The following is a 25,242-nucleotide window of genomic DNA, read 5'->3' as shown; positions in this document are numbered from 1 at the left end:
TGGCCTTCAGAGCGCGCAGAACACGCACAGCCCAATCAGCAGGAGCTGCAGCAGCAGGCGCGCGATGAGCGGGGTGCCGAACGCGCCGAACCGTTCCTTGTGCCGCGCCGCGTACGCGTTGGCGGGGAACACCGCGACGAGGAACACCGCGAGGCAGATCGCCGCCGCCACCCGCGTCCACGGCACGAGCAGGCCGACCCCGCCCGCCAGCTCGCACACGCCCGTCAGTGCGACGAGGACGCGCGGGCTGAACGGCGCGCCCCAGCGCATCCGGGGCGGGATCATCGCGGCCATTCCGCGGGCGGGTCCGGGAACGAAGTGCAGGACGCCCATCCCCACGAACACGCACGCGAGCGCGATCCGCACGACGAGCTGGACGGTTTCGAAGGCGGTCACGCCTCCCAGTCTGCCCTGCCTTCCTGGATGCGCCGCGCGCGCGGCGACCTGAACGTGCGGTTTCTGGCGCACGGATCGTCATTCCTGCACGAGTCGTGCGTGCCGTGGGGCGCTGGACGCGGAGGTGTTGACGGGCCGCGCAGCCAGACGTAACGCGGCGAAAGGCACCCCCGCCCAGCCGGTAGAGTTGTTGCGATCCGCGCCCCAATGGCCAGTGGCGCTTTCTCCCAAGTCTGCTCCGAAACTAAGGAACTGCCACGTGACAAAGCCGGTCGTGCTGATCGCCGAAGAACTTTCGCCCGCCACCGTCGACGCCCTCGGGCCGGACTTCGACATCCGCAGTGTGGACGGGACCGACCGGGCTGCACTGCTCTCCGCGGTGGCCGACGCCGACGCCATCCTGGTGCGGTCCGCGACCAAGGTCGACGCAGAGGTCATCGGCGGCGCTCCCAAGCTGCGCGTCATCGCGCGTGCAGGTGTCGGGCTCGACAACGTCGACATCAAGGCGGCGACCAACGCCGGTGTCATGGTCGTGAACGCGCCGACCTCCAACATCATCTCCGCCGCCGAGCTCACCGTCGGCCACATCCTGAGCCTCGCCCGGCACATCCCCGCCGCGCACAACGCGCTGGCGCAGGGGCAGTGGAAGCGGTCGAAGTACACCGGCACAGAGGTCTACGAGAAGACCGTCGGCATCATCGGCCTCGGCCGCATCGGCGCGCTCATCACCGCGCGCCTGCAGGCGTTCGGCACCCGCGTGATCGCGTTCGACCCGTACGTCACCTCGGCCCGCGCGCAGCAGCTGGGCGTTCAGCTGGTCACGCTCGACGAACTGCTCGCCGAGGCCGACTTCATCACCATCCACATGCCGAAGACGCCGGAGACCACCGGCATGATCAGCGACGACCAGCTCGCGCTGATGAAGCCGACGGCGTTCATCGTCAACGTCGCCCGCGGCGGCCTGATCGACGAGGACGCGCTCTACCGCGCCCTGTCCACCAACTCCATCGCCGGCGCGGGGCTCGACGTTTTCGTCAGCGAGCCGCCCACGGAGTCTCCGCTGCTCGCGCTCGAGAACGTCGTCGTCACCCCGCACCTCGGAGCATCCACCGACGAGGCGCAGGAGAAGGCCGGCGTGTCCGTCGCCAAGTCGGTGCGGCTGGCGCTGTCCGGCGAACTGGTCCCGGATGCGGTCAACGTCGCCGGCGGCGTCATCGACCCGTACGTGCGCCCCGGCATCCCGCTGGTCGAGAAGCTCGGCCAGGTGTTCTCCGGTCTCGCCCACAGCCCGCTCACCAGCGTGGACGTGGAGGTGCGCGGCGAACTGGTCGACTACGACGTGAGCGTGCTCAAGCTCGCCGCGCTGAAGGGCATCTTCACCAACGTCGTCAGCGAGACCGTCTCGTACGTGAACGCGCCGCTGCTCGCCGAGCAGCGCGGCATCGAGGTGCGCCTCATCACCGACTCGGTCAGCGAGGAGTACCGGAACCTGATCACCCTGCGCGGCGCGCTCAGCGACGGCTCGCAGGTGTCGGTGTCCGGCACGCTCACCGGCACGAAGCAGATCGAGAAGGTCGTGGAGATCAACGGCTACGACGTGGAGGTTCCGATCGCGGAGCACCTCATCGTCATGGTCTACGACGACCGTCCCGGCATCGTCGCCGTCTACGGCCAGGAGTTCGGCGAGGCGGAGATCAACATCGCCGGCATGCAGATCGCCAGGACCTCCGCGGGCGGCAAGGCGCTCAGCGTGCTCACGGTCGACTCGCGCATCCCGGATGGGCTGCTCGAGAAGGTGCGCATCGCCATCGACGCCGACCTGATGCAGGAGATCGACATCACCGAGTCCTGACCGGACCCGCACTCGTTCCCGCTCCGTCCGAGCGGAGTCTCCGGCCGCCACGCCGCCGAGGACTCCGTTCGGGCGGAGTTTCGTCGTTCTGCCGGCCGGATCTCCGCGAGAACGGATGCGCCCGAGGAGGCAGGCGCAGAAGAAAGTGGGGCGGGCTGTCGATTTTCGCGGTTGACTGACGTCGTAGTGGTGTTCACACCGATGCGCGCGAGCGCGAGACGTAAGGAGACATCATGTCCGACGAATACGTTCTGCTGATCAAGGAACCCAACTGGGACCCGGCCGCGATGACCGAGGAGCAGTGGGCGGCAGGCATGGCCGGCCACCGGGCGTTCCAGGATGCGGTGGTCGCCGCCGGCGAGAAGATCGTCGCGAGCGCCGCCCTGCAGCCGATCAGCGCCGCCACCAGGATCACCCCGAGGGACGGCGACAGCCCGCTCTTCACCGACGGGCCGTTCGGCGAGACCAAAGAGGTCGTCACCGGGTTCTACAACTTCACCGCCGCCACCCCGGAGCAGGCCCGTGAGCTGGCTGCGCTCGTGCCGACGGAGGGCTGGAACGAGCTGTTCCCCGTGCTCGTCCTGAGCTCGGTCAACTGATTGTGCCGGTGGTCACCGCTTGCTTGAATGGGCTGTGACCACCGCCACCGAGCGTGCCTTCCGCACGGATGCGCCGCGCATCCTGGGCGCTGTCGCCCGCTCGACCGGCGACCTCCAGGTCGCGGAGGACGCCGTGCAGGAGGCGTTCGCCCGCGCCGTCGCCGAAGAAGCGGCCGGACGGGAGCCCGCGAACGCCGCCGCCTGGATCACGACGGTGGCCAAGCGCATCGCCGTCGACATGCGGCGGCGCGAGGGCACCGCCGTTCGCGCGGCGCCGATGCTCGCCGCCGAGGCTGCGCGCGCGGCCGACCGGCAGGCGGAGATCGACATGCAGGCTGACGAGGTGTTCACCGGCGACGAGCGACTGGAGCTGATCCTGCTCGTCTGCCACCCGCACGTCGCAGAGGAGACGCGGGTGGCGCTCGCGCTGCGCTTCGTCTGCGACGTGCCGACGGCGCAGGTCGCCGAGGTGTTCCTGGTGCAGGAGCCGACGATGGCCGCGCGGCTCACGCGGGCCAAGAAGCGCATCCACGACTCCCGGCTGCGGTTCACCGCCGGCGACGACGCGGCTCTGACGGCCAGGCTGCCGGATGCGCTCACCACCGTCTACCTGCTCTACACCGTCGGCCACGCCCGCGCGGACGGGCGGCTCCGCACCGACGCGATCGAACTGGCCAGGGACGCGTACCGTCTCCGCCCGCACGACGAGGAGGCGGCTGCGCTGCTCGCCCTGCTGCTGCTCACCGAGGCGCGGCAGACGACCAGGATCTCCGACGCCGACGAGTTCGTCACGCTCGCCGACGCCGACCGGTCGCGCTGGAACGCGGGGATGCTGGCGGAGGGGGAGCGCCTCGCCACCGTCGCGCTCAGCGGGGCGGCTGGGCTGCCCGGCCGGTTCGCGCTGCAGGCGGCCATCGCCGGGCTGCACGGCATCGCGCCGACCTGGGAGGCCACGGACTGGCCGGCGATCGCCCGGCTCTACGACGGGCTCGTGCTGGGGTGGCCGTCCGCTGCCGCGCAGCTCGGGCGCGTCGTGGCGCGCGGCTACAGCGCGGACGCGGGGCCGGAGGCGGCGCTGGCCGACCTGGATGCGCATCCCGAACTGTTCGACGGGGTGGTCGCCGCGCAGGCGCTCGCGGTGCGCGCCGACCTGCTGCGGCTGGCGGGGGACGCGCGGGCGGCGGACGCGTACGCCGCGGCGATCGAGGCCGCCCAGGATGCGCGGGTGCGGCGGTTCCTGCAGGCCCGGCTCGACGGGCTCGGCGGCGGGAGCGGGCTCGGCTCCTAGGAGTCGGCCAGCCGCTTCACCAGCTCGATCACCCTGTCCATGTCCGTCTCGCTGCGCAGGACGGCGTTCGTGTCCGGCAGGAGAGCGGTGTTGTAGTACATCCCGTCGCCGATCAGCATGATGATGCGGGCCACGAGCGGGTCGCCGACCGACGATTCGAGGATCGACAGCCAGGAGCGCTGCATCGCGGACAGCGCATCCCGTGCCCTGCTGTCCGCACTCTGGGCGAGGCGGGCGACCGCGACGATGGAGCGCTCGAGGTCGTTGTCGGTGGGCACCGAGGTGCGGATGAAGTAGGCGACGGGGCCTTCCGGGGCGGAGCGCATCCGGTCGAGGTCGGCGTCGACGTGCGCGCTCAGCCGGGCGAGGACGCCGTCGACCATCGCGTCCTTCGAAGCGAAGTGGTAGAGCAGGCCGCCCTTGGAGACGCCGGCGCGGGCGGCGACGGCGTCGAGGGTCGCGGCGCGTTCGCTCTGCTCGGCGAGCAGTTCCTCGAACGCGTCGAGGATGCGGTCGCGGGCGGAGGGGGTTTCTGCCATGTGCACATGGTAGCCGCTCCGGCTTGATTACTGTACCGTCCAGACGGTACAGTAAATACATGTCCACGCCGAGCATCACCACGCCCACGCCCGCCGTCGCGCCCCGCGCCGGTGCGCGTCAATGGGTGGCGCTCGCCGTTCTGATGCTTCCCGTGCTGCTGGTCTCCGTCGACAACACGGTGCTCAGCTTCGCGCTGCCCGCCATCTCCCAGGCGCTCGAACCGAGCGGCACGGGGATGCTCTGGATCATCGACGCGTACCCGCTCGTGCTCGCGGGACTCCTCGTCTCGATGGGCAGCCTCGGCGACCGGATCGGCCGCCGCAAGCTGCTGCTGATCGGCGCGACCGGGTTCGCGGTCGTGTCCGTCGGCGCCGCCTTCGCTCCGACGACCGAATGGCTCATCGCCGCGCGTGCCAGCCTCGGGTTCTTCGGCGCGATGCTGATGCCGTCCACGCTGTCGCTGCTGCGCAGCATCTTCACCGACCGCGAGCAGCGCAGGCTCGCCATCGCCGTCTGGGCATCCGGGTTCGCGGCTGGCTCGGCCCTCGGCCCGATCGTCGGCGGCGTGCTCATCGAGCACTTCTGGTGGGGATCGGTGTTCCTGCTCGCGGTTCCCGTGCTCATCCCGTTGCTCGTGCTCACTCCGCTGCTGGTGCGCGAGTCGCGCGACCCGAATCCCGGGCCGATCGACGTCCCGAGCATCCTGCTGTCGCTGCTGACGATGGCGCCCATCGTGTACGGGATCAAGTCGCTCGCCTCCGACGGCCTCTCCGTCGCTGGGGTGCTCGCCATCGTGATCGGGGCCGTGTCCGGCTGGCTGTTCGTGCGCAGGCAACTGCGCAGGCCCATCCCGATGCTCGACATGCGGCTGTTCCGGCGGGCGTCGTTCAGCGGCGCCGTGCTGATCAACCTGCTGAGCGTGGTGTCGCTCGTCGGCTACCTGTTCTTCGTGTCGCAGCACCTGCAGCTGGTGCTCGGCCTCAGCCCGATCGACGCAGGCCTCGTGCTCATCCCCGGTCTCGCCACGATGATCGTGGCCGGGCTGGTCGTGGTGCCGATCGCGCGGCGCGTACGGGCGGCGATCGTGGTGCCTGTCGCCCTGCTGATCTCGGCGGTCGGCTACCTCGTGGTGGCTCTGTCGGGAGGGGATGCGCAGGCCGGGGTGCTCATCCTGTCGTTCGTCCTGCTCGGGCTCGGGATCGGCGCGGCCGAGACGGTCTCGAACGAGCTGATCCTGACGAGCGCTCCCGCCGAGAAGGCCGGTGCGGCCTCCGCGGTGTCCGAGACGGCGTACGAACTGGGCGCCGTGCTCGGAACGGCGACGCTCGGCACGATCCTCACCGCGTCGTACCGTTCGGCGGTCGTGCTGCCGGATGGCCTCACCAGTGCGCAGGCGCACGCGGCGGGGGAGACCCTCGGCGGTGCGACGACCGTGGCCGGTCAGCTGCCCGGCGACCTGGGCGAGCAGCTGCTGGCGTCCGCGCGCGCCGCGTTCGACTCCGGTGTCGCCCTGACCGCGGGCATCGGCGTCGGGCTCATGGTGGCCGCGGCGGCCCTCGCGGTGTCCTCGCTGCGGAATATCGGGCGCTGACGCGGATCCGGCCGCTGACGCGGATCCGGCCGCTGGGGCGCGATCCGGCGGGCGCGCATCCACCCGGTCGCTCGCCGGTAGTCTGGGATGGTCCGCCCGCAACGAACAGCAGGAGTGCCATGTCCGAGTCCCCGTCCGTCGTCAAGCTCGCCGTCATCCCGGGAGACGGGATCGGACCGGAGGTCGTCGCCGAGGCGGTCAAGGTGCTCGACGCCGTCACGGAGGGCAGCGGACTCACCTTCTCGAAGACCCCGTTCTCGCTGGGCGCTCAGCGCTACCTCGAGACCGGCGACGTGCTCACCGACACCGATCTGGATGCGATCAAGCAGCACGACGCCATCCTGCTCGGCGCCGTCGGCGGCGTGCCGGGCGACCCTCGCCTCGCCGGGGCCAACATCGAGCGCGGGCTGCTGCTGAAGCTGCGCTTCACGCTCGACCACTACGTCAACCTGCGCCCGACCACGCTGTTCCCCGGCATCGCCAGCCCGCTCGCCGACCCGGGCGACGTCGACTTCGTCGTCGTGCGCGAGGGCACCGAGGGACCGTACGTCGGCAACGGCGGCGCCATCCGCCAGGGAACGCCGCACGAGATCGCCAACGAGGTCTCCGTGAACACGGCGTACGGCGTCGAGCGCGTCGTCCGCTACGCCTTCGACCAGGCGGAGCAGCGCAGCAAGAAGCTCACGCTCGTGCACAAGACCAACGTGCTCACCTTCGCCGGCTCGCTCTGGAAGCGGATCGTGGACGCTGTCGCCGCCGAGCATCCGGAGGTGGCGGTCGACTATCTGCACGTCGACGCCGCCACGATCTTCCTGGTCACGAATCCTGCTAGATTTGACGTGATCGTCACAGACAACCTCTTCGGCGACATCCTCACCGATCTCGCGGCCGCAATCAGCGGCGGCATCGGACTGGCGGCCTCGGGCAACATCAACCCTGCAGGCGAATTCCCCAGCATGTTCGAGCCGGTTCACGGATCGGCCCCCGACATCGCAGGCCAGCAGAAGGCCGACCCCACCGCTGCGATCCTCTCCGTCGCACTCCTGCTCCGACACCTCGGACGGGTGGAGCTCGCGGAGCGGGTGGAGCAGGCGGTGACCGCCGACCTCGCCAGCCGCGGCACAGCATCCCGCGCCACCGCCGAAATCGGCGACGCGATCGCCACCGCCGTGGCGCAGAATTAGTTCATCCGCTTCGAACGAGCGCAGCGCAAAGGATTCTCATGACATCTCCGACCAGCATCACCCTCACGGGAGCACCGACCCCCAGCGGTCTCGCTTTCGCCGTCACCAGGAACGAGGAGGCGCGCAGCGCAGCCGAGCGTGAGGAGATCCTCGCGAACCCAGGCTTCGGCAACTACTTCACCGACCACATGGTGGATCTGTGCTGGTCGGTCAAGGGTGGCTGGCACCGGCCGCGCGTCTCGCCGTACGGCCCGATCCAGCTGGAGCCGTCCGCCGCCGTCCTGCACTACGCGCAGGAGATCTTCGAGGGTCTGAAGGCCTACCGCCACGAGGACGGCTCGGTCTGGACCTTCCGCCCGGAGGCGAACGCCGCCAGGATGCAGCGCTCGGCATACCGCCTCGCGCTGCCGGAGCTCCCGGTCGAATACTTCATCGACTCGCTCAAGCAGCTCATCGCCGTGGACGGCGACTGGGTGCCGAGCCAGCCGGAGACGAGCCTCTACCTGCGTCCCTTCATGTTCGCCAAGGAGGCGTTCCTCGGCGTCCGCCCGGCGAACAAGGTCGCCTACTACCTGATCGCGAGCCCGGCCGGCGCGTACTTCTCCGGCGGAGTGAACCCGGTGTCGATCTGGCTCTCCGACCACTGGTCCCGCGCGGGCAAGGGTGGAACGGGAGCGGCGAAGACCGGAGGCAACTACGCCTCCAGCCTGCTTCCCCAGGCCGAAGCGGCCGAGCACGGCTGCGCGCAGGTGCTGTTCCTCGACTCGGTGGAGGGCAAGTACCTGGAAGAGCTCGGCGGGATGAACGTGGTGCTCGTCTACAAGGACGGCACCCTGGTGACCCCCGAGTCCGACAGCATCCTGGAGGGCATCACCCTTGAGTCCGTGCTGCAGCTGGCCCGCGACCGCGGTCACAAGGTCGAGCAGCGCAAGGTGACGATCGACGAGTGGCGCGTCGGCGTGGAGTCCGGCGACATCGTCGAGGTGTTCGCCTGCGGCACCGCCGCCGTGATCACCCCGATCGGCGAGCTCAAGTCGGACACCTTCACCGTCGGCGACATCACCGCCCCTCCCGGGGAACTCACGATGTCGCTGCGCGAGGAGCTCACCGACATCCAGTACGGCCGCGTGCGCGACCGCCACAACTGGATGATGCGTCTCGACGGCTAGGAGCCTGACGGCCCCGGCCCCGCGCTTCCGCGATCCTTCGCGGGAAGCGCGTCGCCGACCCGTGCGACGTCGTCGGGCGTGTTCCAGAGGTGGAAGGCCACCCGGGCACGCCCGGCGCGTCCGGACGCCCGGATCCCGGATGCGGTCAGAGCCGCGAGGTCGGAGCCGTCCGCATCCGGCCAGGTGACGATCGCCTGACCGAGGGCCGGAAGGCCGAGGCGGTCGCAGAGGGCGTCGCCGAGGCCGCTCGTGTATGCGTGGACCGCGTTCTGATCGAGCCCGGCGAAGAATGCGAGGGCGGCGGCGGTGCCCGGCCAGACCGGCCAGGCGGGGGAGACGTCGAAGCGGCGCGCATCCCGGGCCAGGTGCATGTCCGGGCCGTAGCAGGACGCCCACGGGTCGTCGCCGGCGAACCAGCCGGCCTGCACGGGTCGCAGCTCGTCGAGCATCCGGTCGCCCACGGTGAGGAAGGCCGAGCCGCGCGGGGCGCACAGCCACTTGTATGCGTGGCAGGCGGTGAGGTCGAACCGGGAGGCGTCGACCGGGAGCCAGCCGGTGGCCTGGGTGAGGTCGGCGAAGGTGAGAGCGCCGTGCCTGGCCGCCGCGGCGATGATCGCGTCGGAGTCCGCGACAGCCCCCGTCGCTGACTGCACGAGCGAGAAGGCGACCAGGCTGGTGCGCGGGCCGATGGCGTCGGCGACGCGGTCGAGCGGCGCGTGCACGACGGTGACGCCTCTGTGCTGCTGCGCGAGGAACGGGAAGACCATCGAGCTGAAGTCGCCGTCGACGCAGACCACCTCCGCGCCGTCCGGGAGGGATGCGGCGACGGTCGCGGCGATGGCGGAGACCTGCGAGCCGATCGCCACCCGGTCGGCCGGGACGCCGACGATGCTGCCGAACGCTGCCCGCGCCTCCTCGACGGCGGCGCCGTACGCGGCCGGGGTGGCCTCTCCGCGCTCCCAGGCGTCCAGTTCGGCCCGGGATGCGCTGAGCGTCGCCCGCAGGGGAAGGCCCTGGGTGCAGGCGGCCAGGTAGCCGGCCCCGCCGACGAAGGCGGCTCGCGCATCGGCGAGGGGCTGCGGGACGATGACGGGTGCTGGCATGCCTCCAGCGTGCCGATCCCGGACCTATTCGAGAAGAGCAGGTGTTGAATCGTATCCATCACCTGTGGTTATGTGTGCGTGTGTCCCTCGACGATCTCGACTCCCACAGCCTGCGCGTCGTGCGCGCCATCGCCGACCACGGCTCGATCACCCGCGCCGCCGACGCGCTCGGCTACAGTCAGCCCGCCATCAGCCAGCACCTCAAACGGCTCGAGGCCCGGCTCGGGATGCCCGTGGTCGCCCGGGCGGGACGCGGTGTGCGGCTGACCGAGGCCGGCAGGGTGCTCGCTCGTCACGCCACGACCGTCACGACGGCACTGGATGCAGCGGCCGGGGAACTCGCCGACCTGCAAGGTCTCCGGTCGGGGCGGGTGCGGCTCGCGGCGTTCCCGTCCGCGTCGTCGACCATCGTGCCGCGACTGCTGCGCACGATGGGGGCGGCGCATCCCGGGGTGAGGATCACGTACACGGAGGCGGAGCCGCCCGAGGCCGTCGCTGCCGTGCGCGCGCAGACAGCAGATCTCGCGATCACGTTCAGCTATCCGGGGGACAGGGTCGACCCGCACCGGGAGAGCGCGCGCGGACTCGCGGTCATCCCGGTCTGGCGCGACGAGATGCTGCTCGTGCTTCCCGCAGGGCACCGGCTCGCGGACGCGAAGGCGGTCGACCTGGCCGAGCTGGCGACGGAGTCGTGGATCGCCGGCTGCCCGCGCTGCCGTGGCCACCTGCTCGAACTGACGGACGCGCGCGACTTCGTGCCGCGGATCGCCTACGAGACGGACAACTTCGTTGCGGTGGTGAGCATGGTCGCAGAGGGAGTGGGCGTCGCCCTGATCCCGTCGCTCGCCATCGGTTCCGCCGGGCACAACGACGGGGTGGTCATCCGGCCCACGGTCAACCACGACCACCGCACGGTGAACCTGGTCGGGGCCGTCGGCGCCGACCAGGTGCCCGCCATCGCGAGCACGGCGTCCGCACTGCTCGAGCTCGACGGGGCCGCCTGGTCGCTAGCATCGGTGTCATGAGCACCGAGCAGCGTCCCGTGATCGCCGTCGTCGGACCGGGGGCGGTCGGCGGACTCGTCGCCTGGCTGCTGCACCGCGCAGGAGAAGACGTGGTCGCCGTCGGGCGGCCGGCGACCGTCTCCGCCATCGAGGCGAACGGCATCGAGCTGCGCGACACGGGAGGGGCGGCCGCGGAGAAGTTCGGCACGGGTGTCGAGCGGGTGCCCGCCAGCGTCGACGTGCCGGAGGGTGCGAGCGTCATCGTCGCGACCAAGACGTACGGGCTCGACGACGTGCTGCCCGGTATCGGCGCGGCGCGGCCCGGCGAGGTGCTGTCGCTGCTCAACGGCGTCGAGCACATGGGGCAGCTGCGGGATGCGCTGCCCGGCGTGCCCGTGGCCGGCGCGAGCATCGCGGTGTCCGCGCTCCGCGCATCCCCGTCGGTGGTCGACCTGCGGAGTCCCTGGGTGCGGATCGAGGTGCCGGAGGATGCCGCCGGGTTCGCGTCGGTCGCGGCGCTGACCGGCGCCGGCCCCTCCGTGCGTGTGCGCGGAACGGAGGGCGAGGTGCTCTGGGGCAAGTTCCGGATGCTCGCGTCGATCGCGCTGCTCACCTCGTACTGGCGGCAGCCGGTGGCCGCTGCCCTCAGTGAGGACCCCGAGCTGACGGAGGCGCTGCTCTCCGAGGTGGTGGCGTGCTCGAACGCGTCCGGGGTCCCCGCGACGACGCTGCAGCTCGTCGAGACGCTGTCCGGGGTGCCGGGCGGGATGCGCACCTCGCTGCAGGAGGACCTCGCAGCCGGTGCGCCGAACGAACTGGACGCGCTCGGCGGCGCCCTGCTGAGGATCGGGGCGGCCAACGGGATCCCGACCCCGGCGGTCGAGCGGATCGTGAGTGCGCTGAGCGTGGCCTGACGGCGGGGCAGTAGGCTCGGGAGCGTGAAAATCGCGCGCTTCAGCCATGAGGGATCCATCGACTACGGCATCGTCGACGAGGACGCCCTCGTCGTCCTCGCCGGCGACCCGATGTTCGCCGGATTCGACACCACGGGGGAGCGGGTGCCGCTCAGCAAGGTCGGCGCGCTGCTCGCGCCGGTCATCCCGCGCTCGAAGGTCGTCGCCGTCGGCAAGAACTACCGCGACCACGCCGCGGAGATGGGCGGCGACGCGCCGGAGGAGCCGCTGCTGTTCCTCAAGCCGAACACCGCCGTCATCGGGCTGGGCGACGCCATCGTGCTGCCTCCCCAGTCGAAGCAGGTCGACTTCGAGGGAGAGCTCGCCGTGGTGATCGGGAAGATCGCCCGCAACGTCTCCGCGAAGGACGCGCACGAGTACATCTTCGGATACACGGTCGCCAACGACGTCACCGCCCGCGACCTGCAGAAGACCGACGGCCAGTGGACGCGCGCCAAGGGCTTCGACACGTTCTGCCCGCTCGGCCCGGTGATCGAGACCGAGCTGAAGCCGGACGCCTACCTGCGCACGCGGGTGAACGGCGCGCTCAAGCAGGACGCCACGATCGCGGACATGGTGCACGACATCCCGTCGATCGTCGAGTACGCGTCGAGCGTCTTCACGCTGCTGCCCGGGGATGTGATCCTCACCGGGACGCCGGCCGGCATCGGCCCGATCGTCGCGGGAGACACGGTCGAGGTGGAGATCGAAGGCGTCGGCTCGCTCGTGAATCCGGTGCGGGCCGCCAAGTAGGATTGAGGGAGTATGTCTGACTCCACTTCGCACCCGTTCTCCACCGCAACCGGCTCCGACGTCCGCGTCCGGTTCTGCCCGTCGCCGACCGGCACGCCGCACGTCGGCCTGATCCGCACCGCCCTGTTCAACTGGGCGTACGCGCGGCACACCGGCGGCAAGCTCATCTTCCGCATCGAAGACACGGATGCGGCCCGCGACAGCGAGGAGAGCTACGGCCAGATCATCGAGGCGCTCACCTGGCTGAAGCTCGACTGGGACGAGGGCGTGAACGTCGGGGGCCCCGACGGCCCGTACCGCCAGTCGGAGCGCTACGACATCTACCGCGACGTGATCGAGAAGCTGAAGGCGTCCGGCCACATCTACGAGAGCTTCGCCAGCGGCGAGGAGATCGAGGCGCGCAACGTCTCGCTCGGCCGCGACCCCAAGCTCGGCTACGACAACTTCGAGCGCGACCTCAGCGACGAGCAGAAGGCCGCGTACCGCGCCGAGGGCCGCCAGCCGGCTCTGCGCCTGCGCGTGCCGGACGACGACCTCAGCTTCGACGACCTGGTGCGCGGCGAGATCACCTTCCCGGCCGGATCGTTCAGCGACTTCGTCGTCGTGCGTCCCAACGGGCACCCGCTCTACCCGTTCGTGAACCCGGTGGACGACGCGCTGATGGGCGTCACCCACGTGCTCCGCGGCGAAGACCTGCTCTCGTCGACGCCGCGCCAGATCGCGCTCTACCACGCGCTGATCGACGCGGGCATCACCACGTTCGTGCCGCGCTTCGGCCACCTGCCGTATGTGATGGGCGAGGGAAACAAGAAGCTCTCCAAGCGCGACCCGGAGTCCAACCTGTTCCACCACCGCGACCGCGGGTTCATCCCGGAGGGGCTGGTCAACTACCTGGCGCTGCTCGGCTGGTCGCTCACCCACGACCGCGACGTGTTCTCGATCGACGAGATGGTCGCGGCGTTCGACGTGGTGAACGTCAACCCCAACCCCGCACGCTTCGACCAGAAGAAGGCGGAGTCGATCAATGGCGACCACATCCGGTTGCTGGAGGTCGGGGACTTCGCGGAGCGGACCATCCCGTACCTGGTGGCCGACGGCATCCTCACGGAGCCGCTGACCGACGCCCAGCGCGCCATCCTGGCCGAGGCGGCCCCGCTGGTGCAGGAGCGCGTGCAGCTGCTTGGCGAGACCCCGGCGATGCTCGGCTTCCTGTTCACCGACGCTGCGTCGCTCGAGATCCAGGACGACGCGCGCGCCTCGCTGCCCGCCAACGCCGGAGAGGTGCTCGCCGCCTCCATCGGCGCGCTCGAACTGGTGCCGCTCGACGAGTGGAACCACACGAACATCGAGTCCGCCCTCCGGGAGGCGCTGATCGAGGCACTCGGGCTGAAGCCGCGTGTCGCGTTCGGCCCGCTCCGCGTCGCCGTGTCCGGCCGCCGCATCTCGCCGCCGCTGTTCGAGTCGATGGAGATCCTCGGCAAGGCCGAGAGCATCGCGCGCCTCGACAAGCTGTCCGCCGCGCTCGGATAGGCGCGCCGTGCCACGGGAGTCACACGAGGTCGTCGTCGTCGGCGGCGGCCCCGCCGGGCTGTCCACCGCGCTCAACCTGGTGCGGGCGCGCCGCGACGTGCTCGTCGTCGACAGCAACCGGCCCAGGCACGCGGCCACCCTCGTCGCCCGCGGCTACCTGACCCGCGACGGCATCGCCCCGCTCGAACTGCGCCGCCTCGGCCGCGAAGAGGTCGAGGCGTACGACGGCGGGGAGGTGACGTTCGCCCTCGCCCAGAGCATCGAGGTGGAGGGCGACGGCTTCCGGGTGCGCGCGAAAGGCGTCAGGGGAGCAGCGGACATCGACGTGCTCGCGCAGACGGTGGTGATCGCGACGGGACTGCAGGAGACGCTGCCCGCCGTGCCGAGCATCCGGGCGTACTACGGCACCCAGCTGCACAGTTGCGTGGAGTGCGACGGCTACGAGAAGGCGGATGCGCCGCTCGCCCTGATCGGCGAGACGGACGACCTCGCGGAGCGCGCGATGCTGCTCACCCAGTGGACCGACGACCTGATCGTCTTCACCAACGGCGTCGGCACGGTCGGCGACGACGACGAGCGGGTGCTCTCCCGGCTCGGCGTGCGCGTCGAGCGCCGCGCGATCGACGACGTGGTGGGGGAGCGAGGGACGATGACGGGCGTGCGCCTGGCGGACGGCACGGTCATCGACCGCGCGGGCGGCTTCGTGCGCCCGGTCTGGACGCCGTCGCTCGCGTACGCGGCCGGTCTCGACCTGGACGCGGACAGCGACGGCTACCTGCTCACGGACGCCCACGGCCGCACCTCGGTGCCCGGGGTGTACGCGGTCGGCGAGACGACGCCTCCCGGCCCCCAGCAGCTCATCGTGGCCGCGGGCTCCGGAGCGGTCGCGGCCTCGGCGATCAACCGCGACCTCATCGGACTCGCGATCGACGGCGCGCCCGGGATCGCCGTTTTGTAATTGAGGGTCGGCGTAGGATAAAGTTGACTCTCGTGCCCGGGCTTCGGTTCGGGACAGTGGGGTATGGTGTAATTGGCAACACGGCGGTTTCTGGTACCGTTGTTCTTGGTTCGAGTCCAGGTACCCCAGCAGTGAAAAACCCCCGGTCGCCCGGGGGTTTTCTTGTTGGTGCGGTGAGGTTCGGCGCGGCGAGGCCCGGCGCGGAGCGCCGCGGCGCTCACCCCCGGCCGGGCCTGCGCCTCCTGCGCGTCGCGAGCAGGACCGCGCCGGCTAGCACCGCCGCGAGGGCGAGGGACGTCAGGCCACCGCTGATGTCCGCGCCGGTAGTTGCGAGGCGGCTAGCGGAGGCGCCGGAGGGCGCTGAGGGCGCGTCGGGCGTACCCACGGGCGGCAGCGGCGTCACCGGCGACACAGGGGGCGCCAGGGGCGGCACCGGCGGCGTGGGCGGTCCTGGCGGCGCGGGCGGACCTGGCGGTGCCGGCGGCGCCGCGATCGCCGGCCCCACCACGCCCTGGTCGATATCGCTGCGGTGCTCGCCCGCCCCGAGCGCGATCGTGCCGGTGACGCCCGTGGCCGGGTCGCCGTCCGAGTCCAGCGCGGGGTCCCCGCCGGCTCCCTGCGTCGTGAACGCCTGCCCGGCGCCCAGGCCGGCGGGGGAGAAGGTGACCGTATAGCTGCCCGGTCGCAGGTGGTCGAAGACATAGTGGCCGAGGGCGTCCGTGCTCGTGGTCGCCGAGACCGGCGCGCCCGTGACATCGGTGCCGCTCAGGGTGACCGCGAAGCCGTCGACGCCGGGCTCGCCCGCATCCTGGAGGCCGTTCGCGTTCGCATCCAGCCAGATCGTGTCTCCGATCGAGCCGAACTGCTGCTCGCCGAAGTCGTAGTGGATCGCCGCGTCTCCTGCAGTCAGGGTCACACCGGTCACGGTGTCCGTGCCCGACGTGCCACCGTGGCTCCCGACGAACGACGACGGGGTGGTGGAGGTGAACCCGTCCGGCTGGGTCTGGGTGACCGCGTACGTTCCGGGGATGAGGCCGACGAAACCGGCAACGGGGGCCGTCGCGGGACGCGCGCAGTCCGGCCGGTCGGCGTACACCGTCTCACCTGCGGCGAACGCGTAGTACCCGGAGGCGTTGGTGCACGCGTACAGGGTGACGGCGGCGCCGCGCTCGTCGGTGCCGGTGAGCGTGATGAGGACGCCGGGCAGTCCGGAGTCCGGCGCGCTGAGCGCGTCGTCGTAGTCCGTGTCGACGAAGACGGTCCCCGCGAGGGATGCCCGGCTGAGGAACGCCGCGTTGGCCTGCGCCTGGGCGTCGCCGTCGCTGACCGCATCCGGCGACTGGAACAACCGGACGCTGTTCGGGGCGCTCGAATACCCGCCGAGCGGCGCCGTCGCGGTGTACGTGATCGTGAACGACGAGTGCGCGGGCATCGTGAACGGTCCAGCGGTGATCCCGTCGGCGGCCGAGGTGAGCGGTGCCGGACAGCTCGCGCCGACGACGCCGTCCGTCGCGCGCGGCGACGGGGAGCAGGTCACGGCGCCGAACCCCGTCGGGTTGTCGGCGCGCAGGGTCGCATCCAGCGGGTCGGCGAGGGAGGCCGTGCGGCTCTGGTCGGAGTAGTTCGTGAAAACCGACGTGTACACGATGGTCTCGCCTGCGTACGCGACCGTCGGGTCGACCGTCTTGGTCACCGACAGGCCGGCGCTGCCCGGGCGGGGCCCGACGGTCGCCCTGTCGATCACGGTCGGCCACTTCAGCGGGTCGTCGTCGGATGCTCCGAACATCGCCCGGTTGGTGAGGTCGCCGGACGGAGTGCGCGGGAGGGCCATGGTCACCGTGAAGGTCACCGACGATCCCGCGGACATGGTGGCTGCACCGTCGCCGGGCGTGGACCAGGATGCGTCGAAGAGTGCGGCGAACGACGGGTCGGCGTCCTGCCCGACCGGAGAGGTCGCCCCGTCGACGCCCTGACGGGACCCGGGGTGCACGGTGTAGTCCGGGCAGGACGCTCCCGCGCCTGCCACGCAGGTCACCGTCGTGTGAGCGAGGTCGACCTCCGCCAGGGACAGCCCGGCCGCGCTCGTGAAGGCGTCCCGCAGGCGAGGAACCTCGAGTCCCGAGGTGGACGTGTTGGTCGCCGTGATCGTGAAGGTCGCGTCCCCGTCGGTGTCGAAGTACGGAGAGGTCGCGGTCTTCACCACGCTCAGCGAGGTGGTGCAGGTGGGATGGTCGACCGAGAACTCGACGAAGTCCGAGTTGTTGCCGTACGGGTCCCGGTCGACGAGGTCGGGGGCGATCCCGGTCGGGACGCTGACGAAGTTATTGCCGGCGATGGCCGCGCTCTGCGGGCTGCACTGCGCGAACTCTGGCTTGATCAGCGGGGCGCGGTACGGCACCGTGAGGCGGATCTCGCCGCCGACCGGCATCGCGGCGGGGTCGCCTGCCGGTGTCGAGATGTCGTAGTGCAGCAGCTCGGTGTCGGTCATCCTGGTGGCCGGGTCGAACCAAAAGTCCGGGTTCCCGTCCGTCTCCGGGGGAGCGGTCGGGCAGGCGGCGCCGTTGGCGACAGACTGGCAGGTGATCTTGTCGGCGACGATGCCTGTCCCGCTCGTCCCCGTTGCCGGCTGGTACATCGGGTTGAAGCCGATGCTGGCCTGGTCGTCGATGGTGTACTCGGTGAGGTCGGTGCTGTCGACCGTGTTGTTGGTCACGTCGAGCAGGAAGTAGACCAGCTGCCCGGGACGCAACGTCCCGGCAGGGGTCGTGGCTGCGGCATCGAGGAACGGCCCGGTCTTCACCACGCCCAGGTCGTATGGACGAGACGCGCAGGCCCGACCCTGCAGTGCGTCGGAGCGCACGACGCGGCCGTTGTTTCCCTGAAACGTGCCGAACACGTCGTCGTCCCCGGTCGAATGGGCGTCGGTTCTCGCGTCCGTCCAGACGAGGGTGCGGAACGCCACCGTCGCCGGGCGGCACAGCATCGCGTCGTCGATGTTCTGATACGTGCCGTGATAGGTGACGGTCAGAGTGCCGCCGGCGGGGACGCTGACAGAGCCGCTCCGGATGCGTTCGCTCTCCGGCGTCGCGCCGGTTCCGTCGACCGCCCAGGATGCTGGACAGCTGGCCCCGCCGGTCGCGGTGCAGGTGATCGCGGCCAGGTCGAAGGTGGAGGCCGCGCCGGAGAGCCGGGCGGGCGCCTCGGCCTGCAGGTACGCGTCGGTGATGCCGTCCGGCCCGGCGTTGGAGTACGTGGCCGTGTACGCGAACGGTCCGCCCGGCGCCCACGCTCCGGCCGCGGGGACGGCGTCCGCCGCGTCGGTGCGCAGGTCGAAGTTCCGGCAGGCGGGCGGCGTCCACGTCGTCTCGGCGTGGGCGGTGTTGTCCGCGACAGAGCCGTCGGTCTCCGCCGGGACACCCGCGAGCGTGTCGACGTCGAACGGCCAGGTCACCGGCGCACTGCCGCAGCCGGGGGTTCCCCGCGTGTACGTGACGCGCAGGACGATGCTGCGACCGGGCTGGAGACCGGACACCTGCGCGCCGCCTCCCGCTGTCGTGGCGGCGATCGGGCCACCGCCGACCCCGGTCACGGCCGAGCAGTCGCCGATGGACGCCGCCTGGTCGCAGCTGACGCCCGAGAACGCCGGATCGCCCGGGCTCGCGGGGGCAGCCGCCGCGACCGGGATGCCGGAGGACCACTGCGCGGTGAGCAGGTCGAAGGTTTGCGAGCCAGTGTTGGTGATGGTCACGTCCGCGACCAGGCTGGCCGGGTCGTGGTCGTCGAGGGTGACGGCGACGCCGTGCGCGAAGCCCGCGAGCGTGTACTGGTAGGTGAGGTCGGCGGTGTTCGTGCGCGGGGCGAGGTCGCCGAGCGGCGAGGAGACCTCGATGGACGCGCGCGCCGACTGCGTGCTGGTCGCGATGTGCTGTGCGGTGGCGGTGAAGGTCAGCTTCCCGCCCTGGGGCACCGCGAGCCCGGTGGCGCTGACGGCCCCGGTGGCTGTGGCGAAGGTCCACCGCCCGGTCGGGCAGACGGCGCCGCCGGTGGCCGTGCAGTGGATGCCCGCCGTCCACCAGTCGACCGGCTTCCCGGAGGCGTCTGTGCCGTCGAACGTCGGAACGATCAGCGTGACGTCGCCGTCGGTGAGCGGCACGGCGACGGAGTTCTCCACGGTGAACGTGAACGTCGAGGTGTCGTGCCACCCCACGGTGGTGCGGTCGGTCGCGATGTTCACCACAGCATCCGGGGCTGCCGTCGCGGCGAGGGCGGCGGGCGCCCAGCCGGCGACGACGAGCAGCGCAGCGGTGGCGGTGGCGGTCAGCGCGCGGGCCGCGAGGCGGGGGAGGCGCGCGTGGCGGCGGTGGCGGTGGTGGATAGGCGTGCCGGCGCTGGCGCGATGGCGAGGAGGTACGGAGGGCATGACGATGGAGCTTTCCCGGGTGTGCACGGGGATCCCGTGCGGAAGATGCGGCTACGGCCCACGTCGGGTTGGGGCCGATGTCCACGGATATTGCTCGCAAGGTTAGGCGGCGGGAAAAGGCCGCGACTATCCCGTGTGGGACGCATCCTGTCCACAATCGGCCACGAGGGCCCAGCCGGGTCAGCCCAGGTGGTCGAGGTAGCGCAGGATGATGCCCTCGCGGAGCGCCCACGGGCACACTTCGAGCTCATCCACGCCGAAGGCGCGCATCGTCTCGCGGAGGACGACGCCGCCTGCGACGATCTGGAACGTGCGGTCCGCGGTGATCCCGGGCAGCGCCGTGCGGGCATCGGCCGGCAGCTGCGCGAGGCGCGGCACCCAGTCAGACAGGTCCGACCGCTTCAGCAGGCTGCGCTCCGTTCCGCCGGGGCCGGGCGCCGTCGACCCGGCGAGGCGGGCCAGGGACCGGATGGTCTTGGAGGTGCCGACCACATGGCTGCCGGATGCGCGGGAGCCGAACCGCGACACCGCATCCTGGAGGACCGCGCGGGCGTGCATCCGGAGCGCGTCGACCTGGGATGCGGTGGGCGGGTCGTCGTGGAGGAACCCGATGGTGCTGCGGCCGGCGCCGAGCGGGACGGACACCGCGATGTCCGGGTACTCGTCGCGGCCGGAGGCGATCTCCAGCGAACCGCCGCCGATGTCGAACAGCAGCAGGTCGCCGGCCGACCAGCCCGACCAGCGGCGCACAGCGAGGAAGGTCAGCTTCGCCTCGTCCTCGCCGGACAGCACCTGCAGGTCGACGCCGGTCTCCGCGGTGATGCGCGCGAGCAGCTCAGGGCCGTTGCTGGCCTCGCGGATGGCGGACGTGGCGAACGGCAGCAGTTCCTCGATGCCCTCCTGCTCCGCCACCCGCATCGCAGACGCGATGGCGTCCAGGATGGCCTGGCAGCCCTCGTCGCTGATCGCGCCGTCCGCGGTGATGTAGCGCATCAGCCGCAGCACGGACTTGTGGGTGGCGGCCGGGATGGGGCGGGCGCCGGGGTGAGCATCGACGACGAGAAGGTGGATGGTGTTCGAACCGACGTCGAGAACTCCGAGGCGCATAGTCAGACAGTACTGGCTCAGACAGTACTGGCTCAGCGCCCCTGCCTGTGACGCACCCAGAACCCGATCAGCACGCCGCCGCCGATCGCCACGAGTACGCCGATCCCGCGCACGATCCACTGGGTCTGGCCGGTCGCGGCGTCGAAGATCAGCGGCGCGCCGAGACCGACGGCGACGAGGAGGATGCCGCCGATCAAGAACCAGGGGGAACCGTTCGTGCGCTCGACCATGCTCACGAGGATACCGGTGCGGTCACCGCGCGCGGGGCCACCCGTCGTCGAAGGGGGCGGAGAGGGCTGGATCGACCTTCTCCGGTGTGGGCTGCTGGGTCTCGAGTCGCTTGAGGCGGCGTCCGGAGGTGACGTACAGCACAGTGAGGACGAGGAACTCGATCGCCCCGGCAACAGCGCTCGCCGTGGCGGTCTCCGTTAGCGGGTGGCGGCTGTTCCCGACGAACAGGCTGAGCGAGGTCATGACGGTGAGGAAGCCGAACAGGATCCCCAGGCGGCGGCTCAGTTTCGCCCTCGCGGTCATCCGCCACCAGGGCCGGGGAGGATCGCGCAGCTCGTCCGCTCCGCGGAAGATCCGCGCGCCGACCAGATAGAGCGCGAGGTCGGCGACGGTGGAGAAGACCACCCACGCCAGCGAGTTGCCGGTGGTCGCGATGATCGCCCGCACCCCGAGCCCGACGACGCACCACCCGACGACCGCGTAGGCCCACTTGCCCCGCACCGTCGTGATCCTGAGCGGCTTCCGCATCCGCACCTCCCTTGCCGGAGTCAGCGTACTGGACGCCGACCCCGGCAGGGGCGATCTACGGCAGGTAGTACGTCGGGTTCGGCAGCTTCACCGCGCGGTCGGCGGAGCCGCCGATCAGGTCGCTGAACTGGTCGCCGTAGCTGGCGACGATGTCGTACTTGCCGCCGGCGGCAGACTCGACGTGGGCCCTGGTCTGCGACTTGTACTCGATCGTCGTGCACTTGGCCGTGGCGCAGGTGATGTACGACGGCTGCTGGGAGGCGCCGACGCCCGTCCACTTGGTGTAGTAGTTCTGCGGGGTGAAGCCGGTGTACCCGACCTTGGCGAGGTTGCCGAGGGTGGCGTCCTTCTGGGCGTCGTTGCGTCCGGTGAGGCCGATCAGCGTGCATCCGGACTTCTGGGCGACCGCGGCGAGCGTGGTCATCGACGGGGTGGCGGGGAAGCGCTGGTCCTGCACCCAGACGTCCTGTTCGGCCGGGTTGAAGGTGAAGTGCATGTCCGCCACCTCCATGTCGTACGTCCACAGGGTGGTGTCGTCGGCGTCGAGGACGATGGCGGGGTTCTTGTGCAGCTTCTTCTCCACGAAGCAGGTCGCGGCGAGCACCGGAAGCTGCCGGAGCACCAGGCTGCGCATCTCGCGGATGTACGGGGAGTCTGTCTTGTTCGCGATGCCCGTGCCCGGGTCGCCGTAATAGGTGGCGATCGTGGACTTCACCGAGTCGATGTTCGGGATGCCCTCCCCTCCCTGCGTCGCGCCGCTCGTGCCGTCCGGCGCCATCGTGAAGTGGGTGCGCGGCGACAGGGCCGGCTCGTTCACGCCGGGGAGGTCGGGGGAGGGCAGGTAGTACGTGGGGTTCGGCAGCTTCAGTGCGCGCGTGGCGTATCCGCCCTGCAGGTCGGACCACTGATCGCCGACGTTGAGGTCGATCGTGTATCCGAGGTCCTGGATGTGCTTCCTGGTGAGCGCCTTGTACTCGACCGTCGTGCACTTCGCCGTGGCGCAGGTGATGTACGACGGCTGCTGGGAGGCGCCGACGCCGGTCCACTTGGTGTAGAAGTTCTCCGCGGTGAACGGCGTGTATCCGACCTTGGACAGGTTGCCGAGGGTGGCGGCCTTCTGGTCGTCGTTGCGGCCGGTGAGGCCGAACACGCTGAAGCCGATGGCCGCGGCTTTGTTCACGAAGGCGACCATCGCCGGGGTGGCGGGGAAGCGCTGGTCCTGCACCCACACGTTCTGTTCGGCCGGGTTGAAGGTGAAGTGCATGTCCGCCACCTCCATGTCGTACGTCCACAGGGTGGTGTCGTCGGCGTCGAAGACGATCGCGGGCTTCTCGCCCCTGGCCTTTGCCGCCGCGTACTCGGCCTGCAGCTTCGCCGTCTCGCCGGCCACGATCGTCGACATCTCGCTGATGTACGGCGACGCCGTCTTGTTCGCTATGCCGGTGCCGGGGTCGCCGTAGTAGGTGGCGATGGTCTTCTTGACCGAGTCGATGTTCGGGATGCCCTCCCCGCCCTGCGTCGCGCCGCTCGTGCCGTCCGGCGCCATCGTGAAGGAGGTGCGCGGCGCGAGCTGCTGCCCGTGGCCGGCTCCGTGCCCCGGTCCCGGGTCCCAGGCGGACGCGGCGGACACGTCGACCACGCCGAAGCCGACGACGATGGCCAGCACGCCCGCGGCCCCGGCGGCGAGGCGGGTACGGCGCGGATGTGCGGTTCTCTCGGTGGACCTGAGCAACATTGCAGACACCAATCGATCGAGGGGGTCCACCCCCGAACGGGGGTCTGGGAGCACACTAGCCGGATGCGGTCTGACGCGCCAGACGCGCGCGAGCGCCCCGCGCGAATGAGCGGGCGACCGCGGCTCCCCGGGCCGGGGCTTGTCCGGCGGATCGCGGGTGGCCTAGCATCTCGCCATGACCGACGCATCGCCGACCGTGGCCTTCGACCTGCTCACCACCCGACTGCTCGACGACCCGGACGACGACGTCGTCGCGACGGAGAAGGGCCTGAACGTCCACGGGAAGCTGTTCGCGTTCCTCGACGGGGACGCCCTGGTGGTCGACCTGCCGGCCGCGAGGGCGCTCGATCTGGTGGACCGCGGGATCGCCTCTCCCGCATCCGGAGGGGTGGTGGATGCGCGCGGCTCGTGGGTCGCGATCGGCGACGTGGAGGACTGGCAGGAGCTCGCCTCCGAGGCGCACCAGTTCGTCGGGGAACCGCCGGTCGGCCGCGACTCCTGACGGGCGGAGTCTGCGCATCCGGGAATGCCGTAACCCTCGACTGCATTGCAGTTTGAGGAAGTAAGGTTTTCAACGCATGCACACCGACACCATCGATCTCACCCGAATCCGCGCGGACTTCCCGATCCTCGGCCGCGAGGTCAACGGGCACCCGTTCGTCTATCTCGACTCCGGAGCGACCTCGCAGAAGCCGCGCCAGGTGCTCGACGCCGAACGCTCCTTCGTCGAGCAGTACACCTCGGCCGTCCACCGCGGCGCGCACACCGTCGCCGGCGAGGCCACCGAGCTGTTCGAGGACGCCCGCGCACGCGTCGCCTCCTTCGTCGGCGTCGACGCCGACGAGCTGGTCTGGACGTCCAACGCGACGGAGGGCATCAACCTGCTCGCGTACAGCATCTCGAACGCGTCGCTCGGGCGCGGGGGAGACGCGGCGGCGCGGTTCAGGATCGGGGAGGGCGACGAGATCGTCGTCACGGAGTCCGAGCACCACGCGAACCTCGTGCCGTGGCAGGAGCTCGCCGCCAGGACCGGGGCGACCCTCTCGGTGATCGGCCTGCACGACGACGGACAGCTCCGCCTCGACGAGGCCGCCGCCGTCATCACGCCGCGCACGAAGATCGTCGCGTTCACCCACGTCTCCAACGTGCTCGGCGCGATCAACCCCGTCGAGACGCTCGTCGCCCTCGCCCGCGAGGTCGGTGCGCTCACCGTCCTGGACGCCTGCCAGTCCGCGCCGCACCTGGCGCTCGACCTGCACGCCGCGGGCGTCGACTTCGCGGTGTTCTCCGGCCACAAGATGCTCGGGCCCACCGGCATCGGCGCGCTCTACGGCCGCCGCGAACTGCTGAACGCCCTCCCGCCGTTCCTCACCGGCGGCTCCATGATCACCACCGTCACTCTCAGCGGCGCCGAGTACCTGCCGGCGCCGCAGCGGTTCGAGGCGGGGACGCAGCGCGTCTCCCAGGCCGTCGCGCTCGCTGCCGCGGTGGACTACCTCGACGCGGTCGGGATGGCCGCCATCGAGGCGCACGAGGAGGAGCTGGGGGCGCGCATCCTGGACGGGCTGGCCGAGATCCCCGGCGTGCGCGTGCTCGGACCGGGGCGCGACGTGCCGAGGGTCGGGCTCGCAAGCTTCGTGGTGGACGGCATCCACTCGCACGATGTCGGCCAGTTCCTCGACGACCGCGGCATCGCCGTGCGCGTCGGCCACCACTGCGCCCAGCCGGTGCACCGCCGCTTCGGCGCGACGGCCAGCACCCGCATCAGCACATACCTCTACAGCACCGCGGACGAAGTGGATGCGGCCGTCGCGGCCGTCGCCGACGCCCGCTCCTTCTTCGGAGTTGACCGATGAGCACGTCCGACCTTCAGAACCTCTACCAGCAGGTCATCCTCGACCACGCCAAGGAGAAGCACGGCTACGGCCTGCGACCGGATGCGGCCGGAAGATCGCACCAGCTCAATCCGACGTGCGGAGACGAGGTGACGCTCAACGTGCATCCATCGGCGGAGGGCGGCGTCGCGTCGATCAGCTGGGAGGGACACGGCTGCTCCATCTCGACGGCGTCGGCGTCGCTCCTCAGCGACATCGTGCACGACGTGTCGCGCGAGGAGCTGGCCGATGCGGTGGCCGCGTTCCGTGAGCTGATGCAGTCGAAGGGCACGATCGACGGCGACGAAGAGCTGCTCGGCGACGCCGTCGCGCTGGCCGGCGTCTCGAAGTACGTCACGCGCATCAAGTGCGCCATGCTGCCGTGGGTGGCGCTGGAGGACGCGTTGGCCACGTCGGCCGCGTAGCG

Annotated in this window: 22 protein-coding genes and 1 tRNA gene; 15 read left to right on the top strand and 8 right to left on the bottom strand. The window is 70.8% G+C overall.

Annotation, left to right across the window (positions count from 1 at the left end; genetic code table 11):
- Positions 1-6 precede the first annotated feature (6 nt).
- On the bottom strand, positions 7-396 hold the full coding sequence (locus tag AC1ROC_RS04530) for a DoxX family protein (RefSeq protein ID WP_492998360.1): 390 nt from the start codon (positions 394-396) through the stop codon (positions 7-9).
- A 259-nt stretch (positions 397-655) separates the two neighbouring features.
- Here AC1ROC_RS04530 and serA point away from each other — a divergent pair, with 259 nt between their 5' ends.
- From serA to AC1ROC_RS04515, 3 genes are all read left to right on the top strand, one after another.
- Positions 656-2,248, top strand: a complete 1,593-nt coding sequence (gene serA / locus AC1ROC_RS04525) for a phosphoglycerate dehydrogenase (RefSeq protein ID WP_085370271.1) — start codon at positions 656-658, stop codon at positions 2,246-2,248.
- Between the two features lie 233 nt (positions 2,249-2,481).
- Positions 2,482-2,847 (top strand): YciI family protein, encoded by a 366-nt coding sequence (locus tag AC1ROC_RS04520; RefSeq protein WP_085370273.1) that lies wholly within the window; start codon positions 2,482-2,484, stop codon positions 2,845-2,847.
- 34 nt (positions 2,848-2,881) lie between these two features.
- Positions 2,882-4,135: an RNA polymerase sigma factor gene (locus AC1ROC_RS04515; protein WP_179150833.1), complete on the top strand. Its 1,254-nt coding sequence runs from the start codon at positions 2,882-2,884 to the stop codon at positions 4,133-4,135.
- Here AC1ROC_RS04515 and AC1ROC_RS04510 read toward each other — a convergent pair.
- Positions 4,132-4,674 carry a TetR/AcrR family transcriptional regulator gene (locus AC1ROC_RS04510; protein WP_143465954.1) on the bottom strand — a complete coding sequence of 181 codons (543 nt, stop codon included), beginning with the start codon at positions 4,672-4,674 and terminating at the stop codon, positions 4,132-4,134. The two genes, AC1ROC_RS04515 and AC1ROC_RS04510, sit on opposite strands and share 4 nt — an antisense overlap.
- 59 nt (positions 4,675-4,733) lie before the next feature.
- On the opposite strand from AC1ROC_RS04510, the gene AC1ROC_RS04505 reads away from it, so the two are divergent.
- The 3 genes from AC1ROC_RS04505 to AC1ROC_RS04495 all read left to right on the top strand — a co-directional run bounded on the left by AC1ROC_RS04505 (position 4,734) and on the right by AC1ROC_RS04495 (position 8,619).
- Positions 4,734-6,266, top strand: a complete 1,533-nt coding sequence (locus tag AC1ROC_RS04505) for an MFS transporter (RefSeq protein ID WP_492998355.1) — start codon at positions 4,734-4,736, stop codon at positions 6,264-6,266.
- Positions 6,267-6,385: 119 nt separating this feature from the next.
- Positions 6,386-7,450: a 3-isopropylmalate dehydrogenase gene (locus AC1ROC_RS04500; RefSeq protein WP_085370277.1), complete on the top strand. Its 1,065-nt coding sequence runs from the start codon at positions 6,386-6,388 to the stop codon at positions 7,448-7,450.
- A gap of 38 nt (positions 7,451-7,488) precedes the next feature.
- Positions 7,489-8,619, top strand: a complete 1,131-nt coding sequence (locus AC1ROC_RS04495) for a branched-chain amino acid aminotransferase (RefSeq protein ID WP_085370279.1) — start codon at positions 7,489-7,491, stop codon at positions 8,617-8,619.
- On the opposite strand, the gene AC1ROC_RS04490 is transcribed toward AC1ROC_RS04495, so the two are convergent.
- Positions 8,616-9,722 (bottom strand): aminotransferase class V-fold PLP-dependent enzyme, encoded by a 1,107-nt coding sequence (locus AC1ROC_RS04490; protein WP_492998352.1) that lies wholly within the window; start codon positions 9,720-9,722, stop codon positions 8,616-8,618. The genes AC1ROC_RS04495 and AC1ROC_RS04490 overlap by 4 nt on opposite strands.
- 74 nt (positions 9,723-9,796) lie before the next feature.
- Between AC1ROC_RS04490 and AC1ROC_RS04485 the strand changes: the two genes are divergently transcribed.
- The 6 genes from AC1ROC_RS04485 to AC1ROC_RS04460 all read left to right on the top strand — a co-directional run bounded on the left by AC1ROC_RS04485 (position 9,797) and on the right by AC1ROC_RS04460 (position 15,049).
- Positions 9,797-10,747 (top strand): LysR family transcriptional regulator, encoded by a 951-nt coding sequence (locus AC1ROC_RS04485; RefSeq protein ID WP_492998350.1) that lies wholly within the window; start codon positions 9,797-9,799, stop codon positions 10,745-10,747.
- Positions 10,744-11,640 (top strand): ketopantoate reductase family protein, encoded by an 897-nt coding sequence (locus tag AC1ROC_RS04480; protein WP_492998348.1) that lies wholly within the window; start codon positions 10,744-10,746, stop codon positions 11,638-11,640. The genes AC1ROC_RS04485 and AC1ROC_RS04480 overlap by 4 nt, the downstream gene beginning before the upstream one ends.
- A 24-nt stretch (positions 11,641-11,664) precedes the next feature.
- On the top strand, positions 11,665-12,432 hold the full coding sequence (locus tag AC1ROC_RS04475; RefSeq protein WP_492998346.1) for a fumarylacetoacetate hydrolase family protein: 768 nt from the start codon (positions 11,665-11,667) through the stop codon (positions 12,430-12,432).
- Positions 12,433-12,444: 12 nt separating this feature from the next.
- Positions 12,445-13,962 (top strand): glutamate--tRNA ligase, encoded by a 1,518-nt coding sequence (gene gltX, locus AC1ROC_RS04470; protein ID WP_492998344.1) that lies wholly within the window; start codon positions 12,445-12,447, stop codon positions 13,960-13,962.
- Between the two features lie 7 nt (positions 13,963-13,969).
- Complete coding sequence (locus AC1ROC_RS04465; protein WP_085370288.1) at positions 13,970-14,920, top strand: NAD(P)/FAD-dependent oxidoreductase; 951 nt, start codon at positions 13,970-13,972, stop codon at positions 14,918-14,920.
- Positions 14,921-14,977: 57 nt separating this feature from the next.
- Positions 14,978-15,049: transfer RNA gene (locus tag AC1ROC_RS04460), tRNA-Gln, on the top strand.
- An 88-nt stretch (positions 15,050-15,137) separates the two neighbouring features.
- Here the strand turns inward: AC1ROC_RS04460 and AC1ROC_RS04455 are convergent.
- The 5 genes from AC1ROC_RS04455 to AC1ROC_RS04435 form a co-directional block, all read right to left on the bottom strand.
- On the bottom strand, positions 15,138-19,340 hold the full coding sequence (locus AC1ROC_RS04455) for an SdrD B-like domain-containing protein (protein WP_492998339.1): 4,203 nt from the start codon (positions 19,338-19,340) through the stop codon (positions 15,138-15,140).
- Between the two features lie 180 nt (positions 19,341-19,520).
- On the bottom strand, positions 19,521-20,447 hold the full coding sequence (locus tag AC1ROC_RS04450) for a Ppx/GppA family phosphatase (protein ID WP_492998337.1): 927 nt from the start codon (positions 20,445-20,447) through the stop codon (positions 19,521-19,523).
- Between the two features lie 32 nt (positions 20,448-20,479).
- The gene (locus AC1ROC_RS04445) at positions 20,480-20,677 is read right to left on the bottom strand and encodes a hypothetical protein (protein WP_085370292.1); all 198 of its coding nucleotides are present in this window, start codon (positions 20,675-20,677) and stop codon (positions 20,480-20,482) included.
- Between the two features lie 22 nt (positions 20,678-20,699).
- Positions 20,700-21,206, bottom strand: a complete 507-nt coding sequence (locus AC1ROC_RS04440; RefSeq protein WP_085370295.1) for a hypothetical protein — start codon at positions 21,204-21,206, stop codon at positions 20,700-20,702.
- A gap of 55 nt (positions 21,207-21,261) precedes the next feature.
- A complete protein-coding gene (locus AC1ROC_RS04435; protein WP_492998336.1) occupies positions 21,262-22,941 on the bottom strand; it encodes an HAD family acid phosphatase in 1,680 nt (559 codons plus the stop codon).
- A 175-nt stretch (positions 22,942-23,116) separates the two neighbouring features.
- On the opposite strand from AC1ROC_RS04435, the gene AC1ROC_RS04430 reads away from it, so the two are divergent.
- The 3 genes from AC1ROC_RS04430 (at position 23,117) to sufU (ending at position 25,240) form a co-directional block, all read left to right on the top strand.
- The gene (locus tag AC1ROC_RS04430) at positions 23,117-23,443 is read left to right on the top strand and encodes a hypothetical protein (protein WP_085370297.1); all 327 of its coding nucleotides are present in this window, start codon (positions 23,117-23,119) and stop codon (positions 23,441-23,443) included.
- Between the two features lie 76 nt (positions 23,444-23,519).
- Positions 23,520-24,797, top strand: a complete 1,278-nt coding sequence (locus tag AC1ROC_RS04425; RefSeq protein ID WP_492998333.1) for a SufS family cysteine desulfurase — start codon at positions 23,520-23,522, stop codon at positions 24,795-24,797.
- Positions 24,794-25,240, top strand: coding sequence for a Fe-S cluster assembly sulfur transfer protein SufU (sufU, locus tag AC1ROC_RS04420; RefSeq protein ID WP_492998331.1), 447 nt, complete (start codon positions 24,794-24,796; stop codon positions 25,238-25,240). The genes AC1ROC_RS04425 and sufU overlap by 4 nt, the downstream gene beginning before the upstream one ends.
- The last annotated feature ends 2 nt before the right edge of the window (positions 25,241-25,242 follow it).

Source organism: Leifsonia sp. GW821-FHT13C05, from assembly GCF_058806515.1.
The sequence above is the reverse complement of the archived record's forward strand: the minus strand, read 5'-3'. Positions and strand labels throughout refer to the sequence as shown.

Coding starts and splice junctions, on each gene's coding strand:
- AC1ROC_RS04500 (WP_085370277.1), top strand. CDS start 6,386: ATGTCCGAGTCCCCGTCCGTCGTCAAGCTCGCCGTCATCCCGGGAGAC.
- AC1ROC_RS04445 (WP_085370292.1), bottom strand. CDS start 20,677: ATGGTCGAGCGCACGAACGGTTCCCCCTGGTTCTTGATCGGCGGCATC.
- gltX (WP_492998344.1), top strand. CDS start 12,445: ATGTCTGACTCCACTTCGCACCCGTTCTCCACCGCAACCGGCTCCGAC.
- AC1ROC_RS04505 (WP_492998355.1), top strand. CDS start 4,734: ATGTCCACGCCGAGCATCACCACGCCCACGCCCGCCGTCGCGCCCCGC.
- AC1ROC_RS04430 (WP_085370297.1), top strand. CDS start 23,117: ATGACCGACGCATCGCCGACCGTGGCCTTCGACCTGCTCACCACCCGA.
- AC1ROC_RS04510 (WP_143465954.1), bottom strand. CDS start 4,674: ATGGCAGAAACCCCCTCCGCCCGCGACCGCATCCTCGACGCGTTCGAG.
- AC1ROC_RS04455 (WP_492998339.1), bottom strand. CDS start 19,340: ATGCCCTCCGTACCTCCTCGCCATCGCGCCAGCGCCGGCACGCCTATC.
- AC1ROC_RS04520 (WP_085370273.1), top strand. CDS start 2,482: ATGTCCGACGAATACGTTCTGCTGATCAAGGAACCCAACTGGGACCCG.
- AC1ROC_RS04480 (WP_492998348.1), top strand. CDS start 10,744: ATGAGCACCGAGCAGCGTCCCGTGATCGCCGTCGTCGGACCGGGGGCG.
- AC1ROC_RS04435 (WP_492998336.1), bottom strand. CDS start 22,941: ATGTTGCTCAGGTCCACCGAGAGAACCGCACATCCGCGCCGTACCCGC.
- AC1ROC_RS04450 (WP_492998337.1), bottom strand. CDS start 20,447: ATGCGCCTCGGAGTTCTCGACGTCGGTTCGAACACCATCCACCTTCTC.
- AC1ROC_RS04440 (WP_085370295.1), bottom strand. CDS start 21,206: ATGCGGAAGCCGCTCAGGATCACGACGGTGCGGGGCAAGTGGGCCTAC.
- sufU (WP_492998331.1), top strand. CDS start 24,794: ATGAGCACGTCCGACCTTCAGAACCTCTACCAGCAGGTCATCCTCGAC.
- AC1ROC_RS04425 (WP_492998333.1), top strand. CDS start 23,520: ATGCACACCGACACCATCGATCTCACCCGAATCCGCGCGGACTTCCCG.
- AC1ROC_RS04495 (WP_085370279.1), top strand. CDS start 7,489: ATGACATCTCCGACCAGCATCACCCTCACGGGAGCACCGACCCCCAGC.
- AC1ROC_RS04490 (WP_492998352.1), bottom strand. CDS start 9,722: ATGCCAGCACCCGTCATCGTCCCGCAGCCCCTCGCCGATGCGCGAGCC.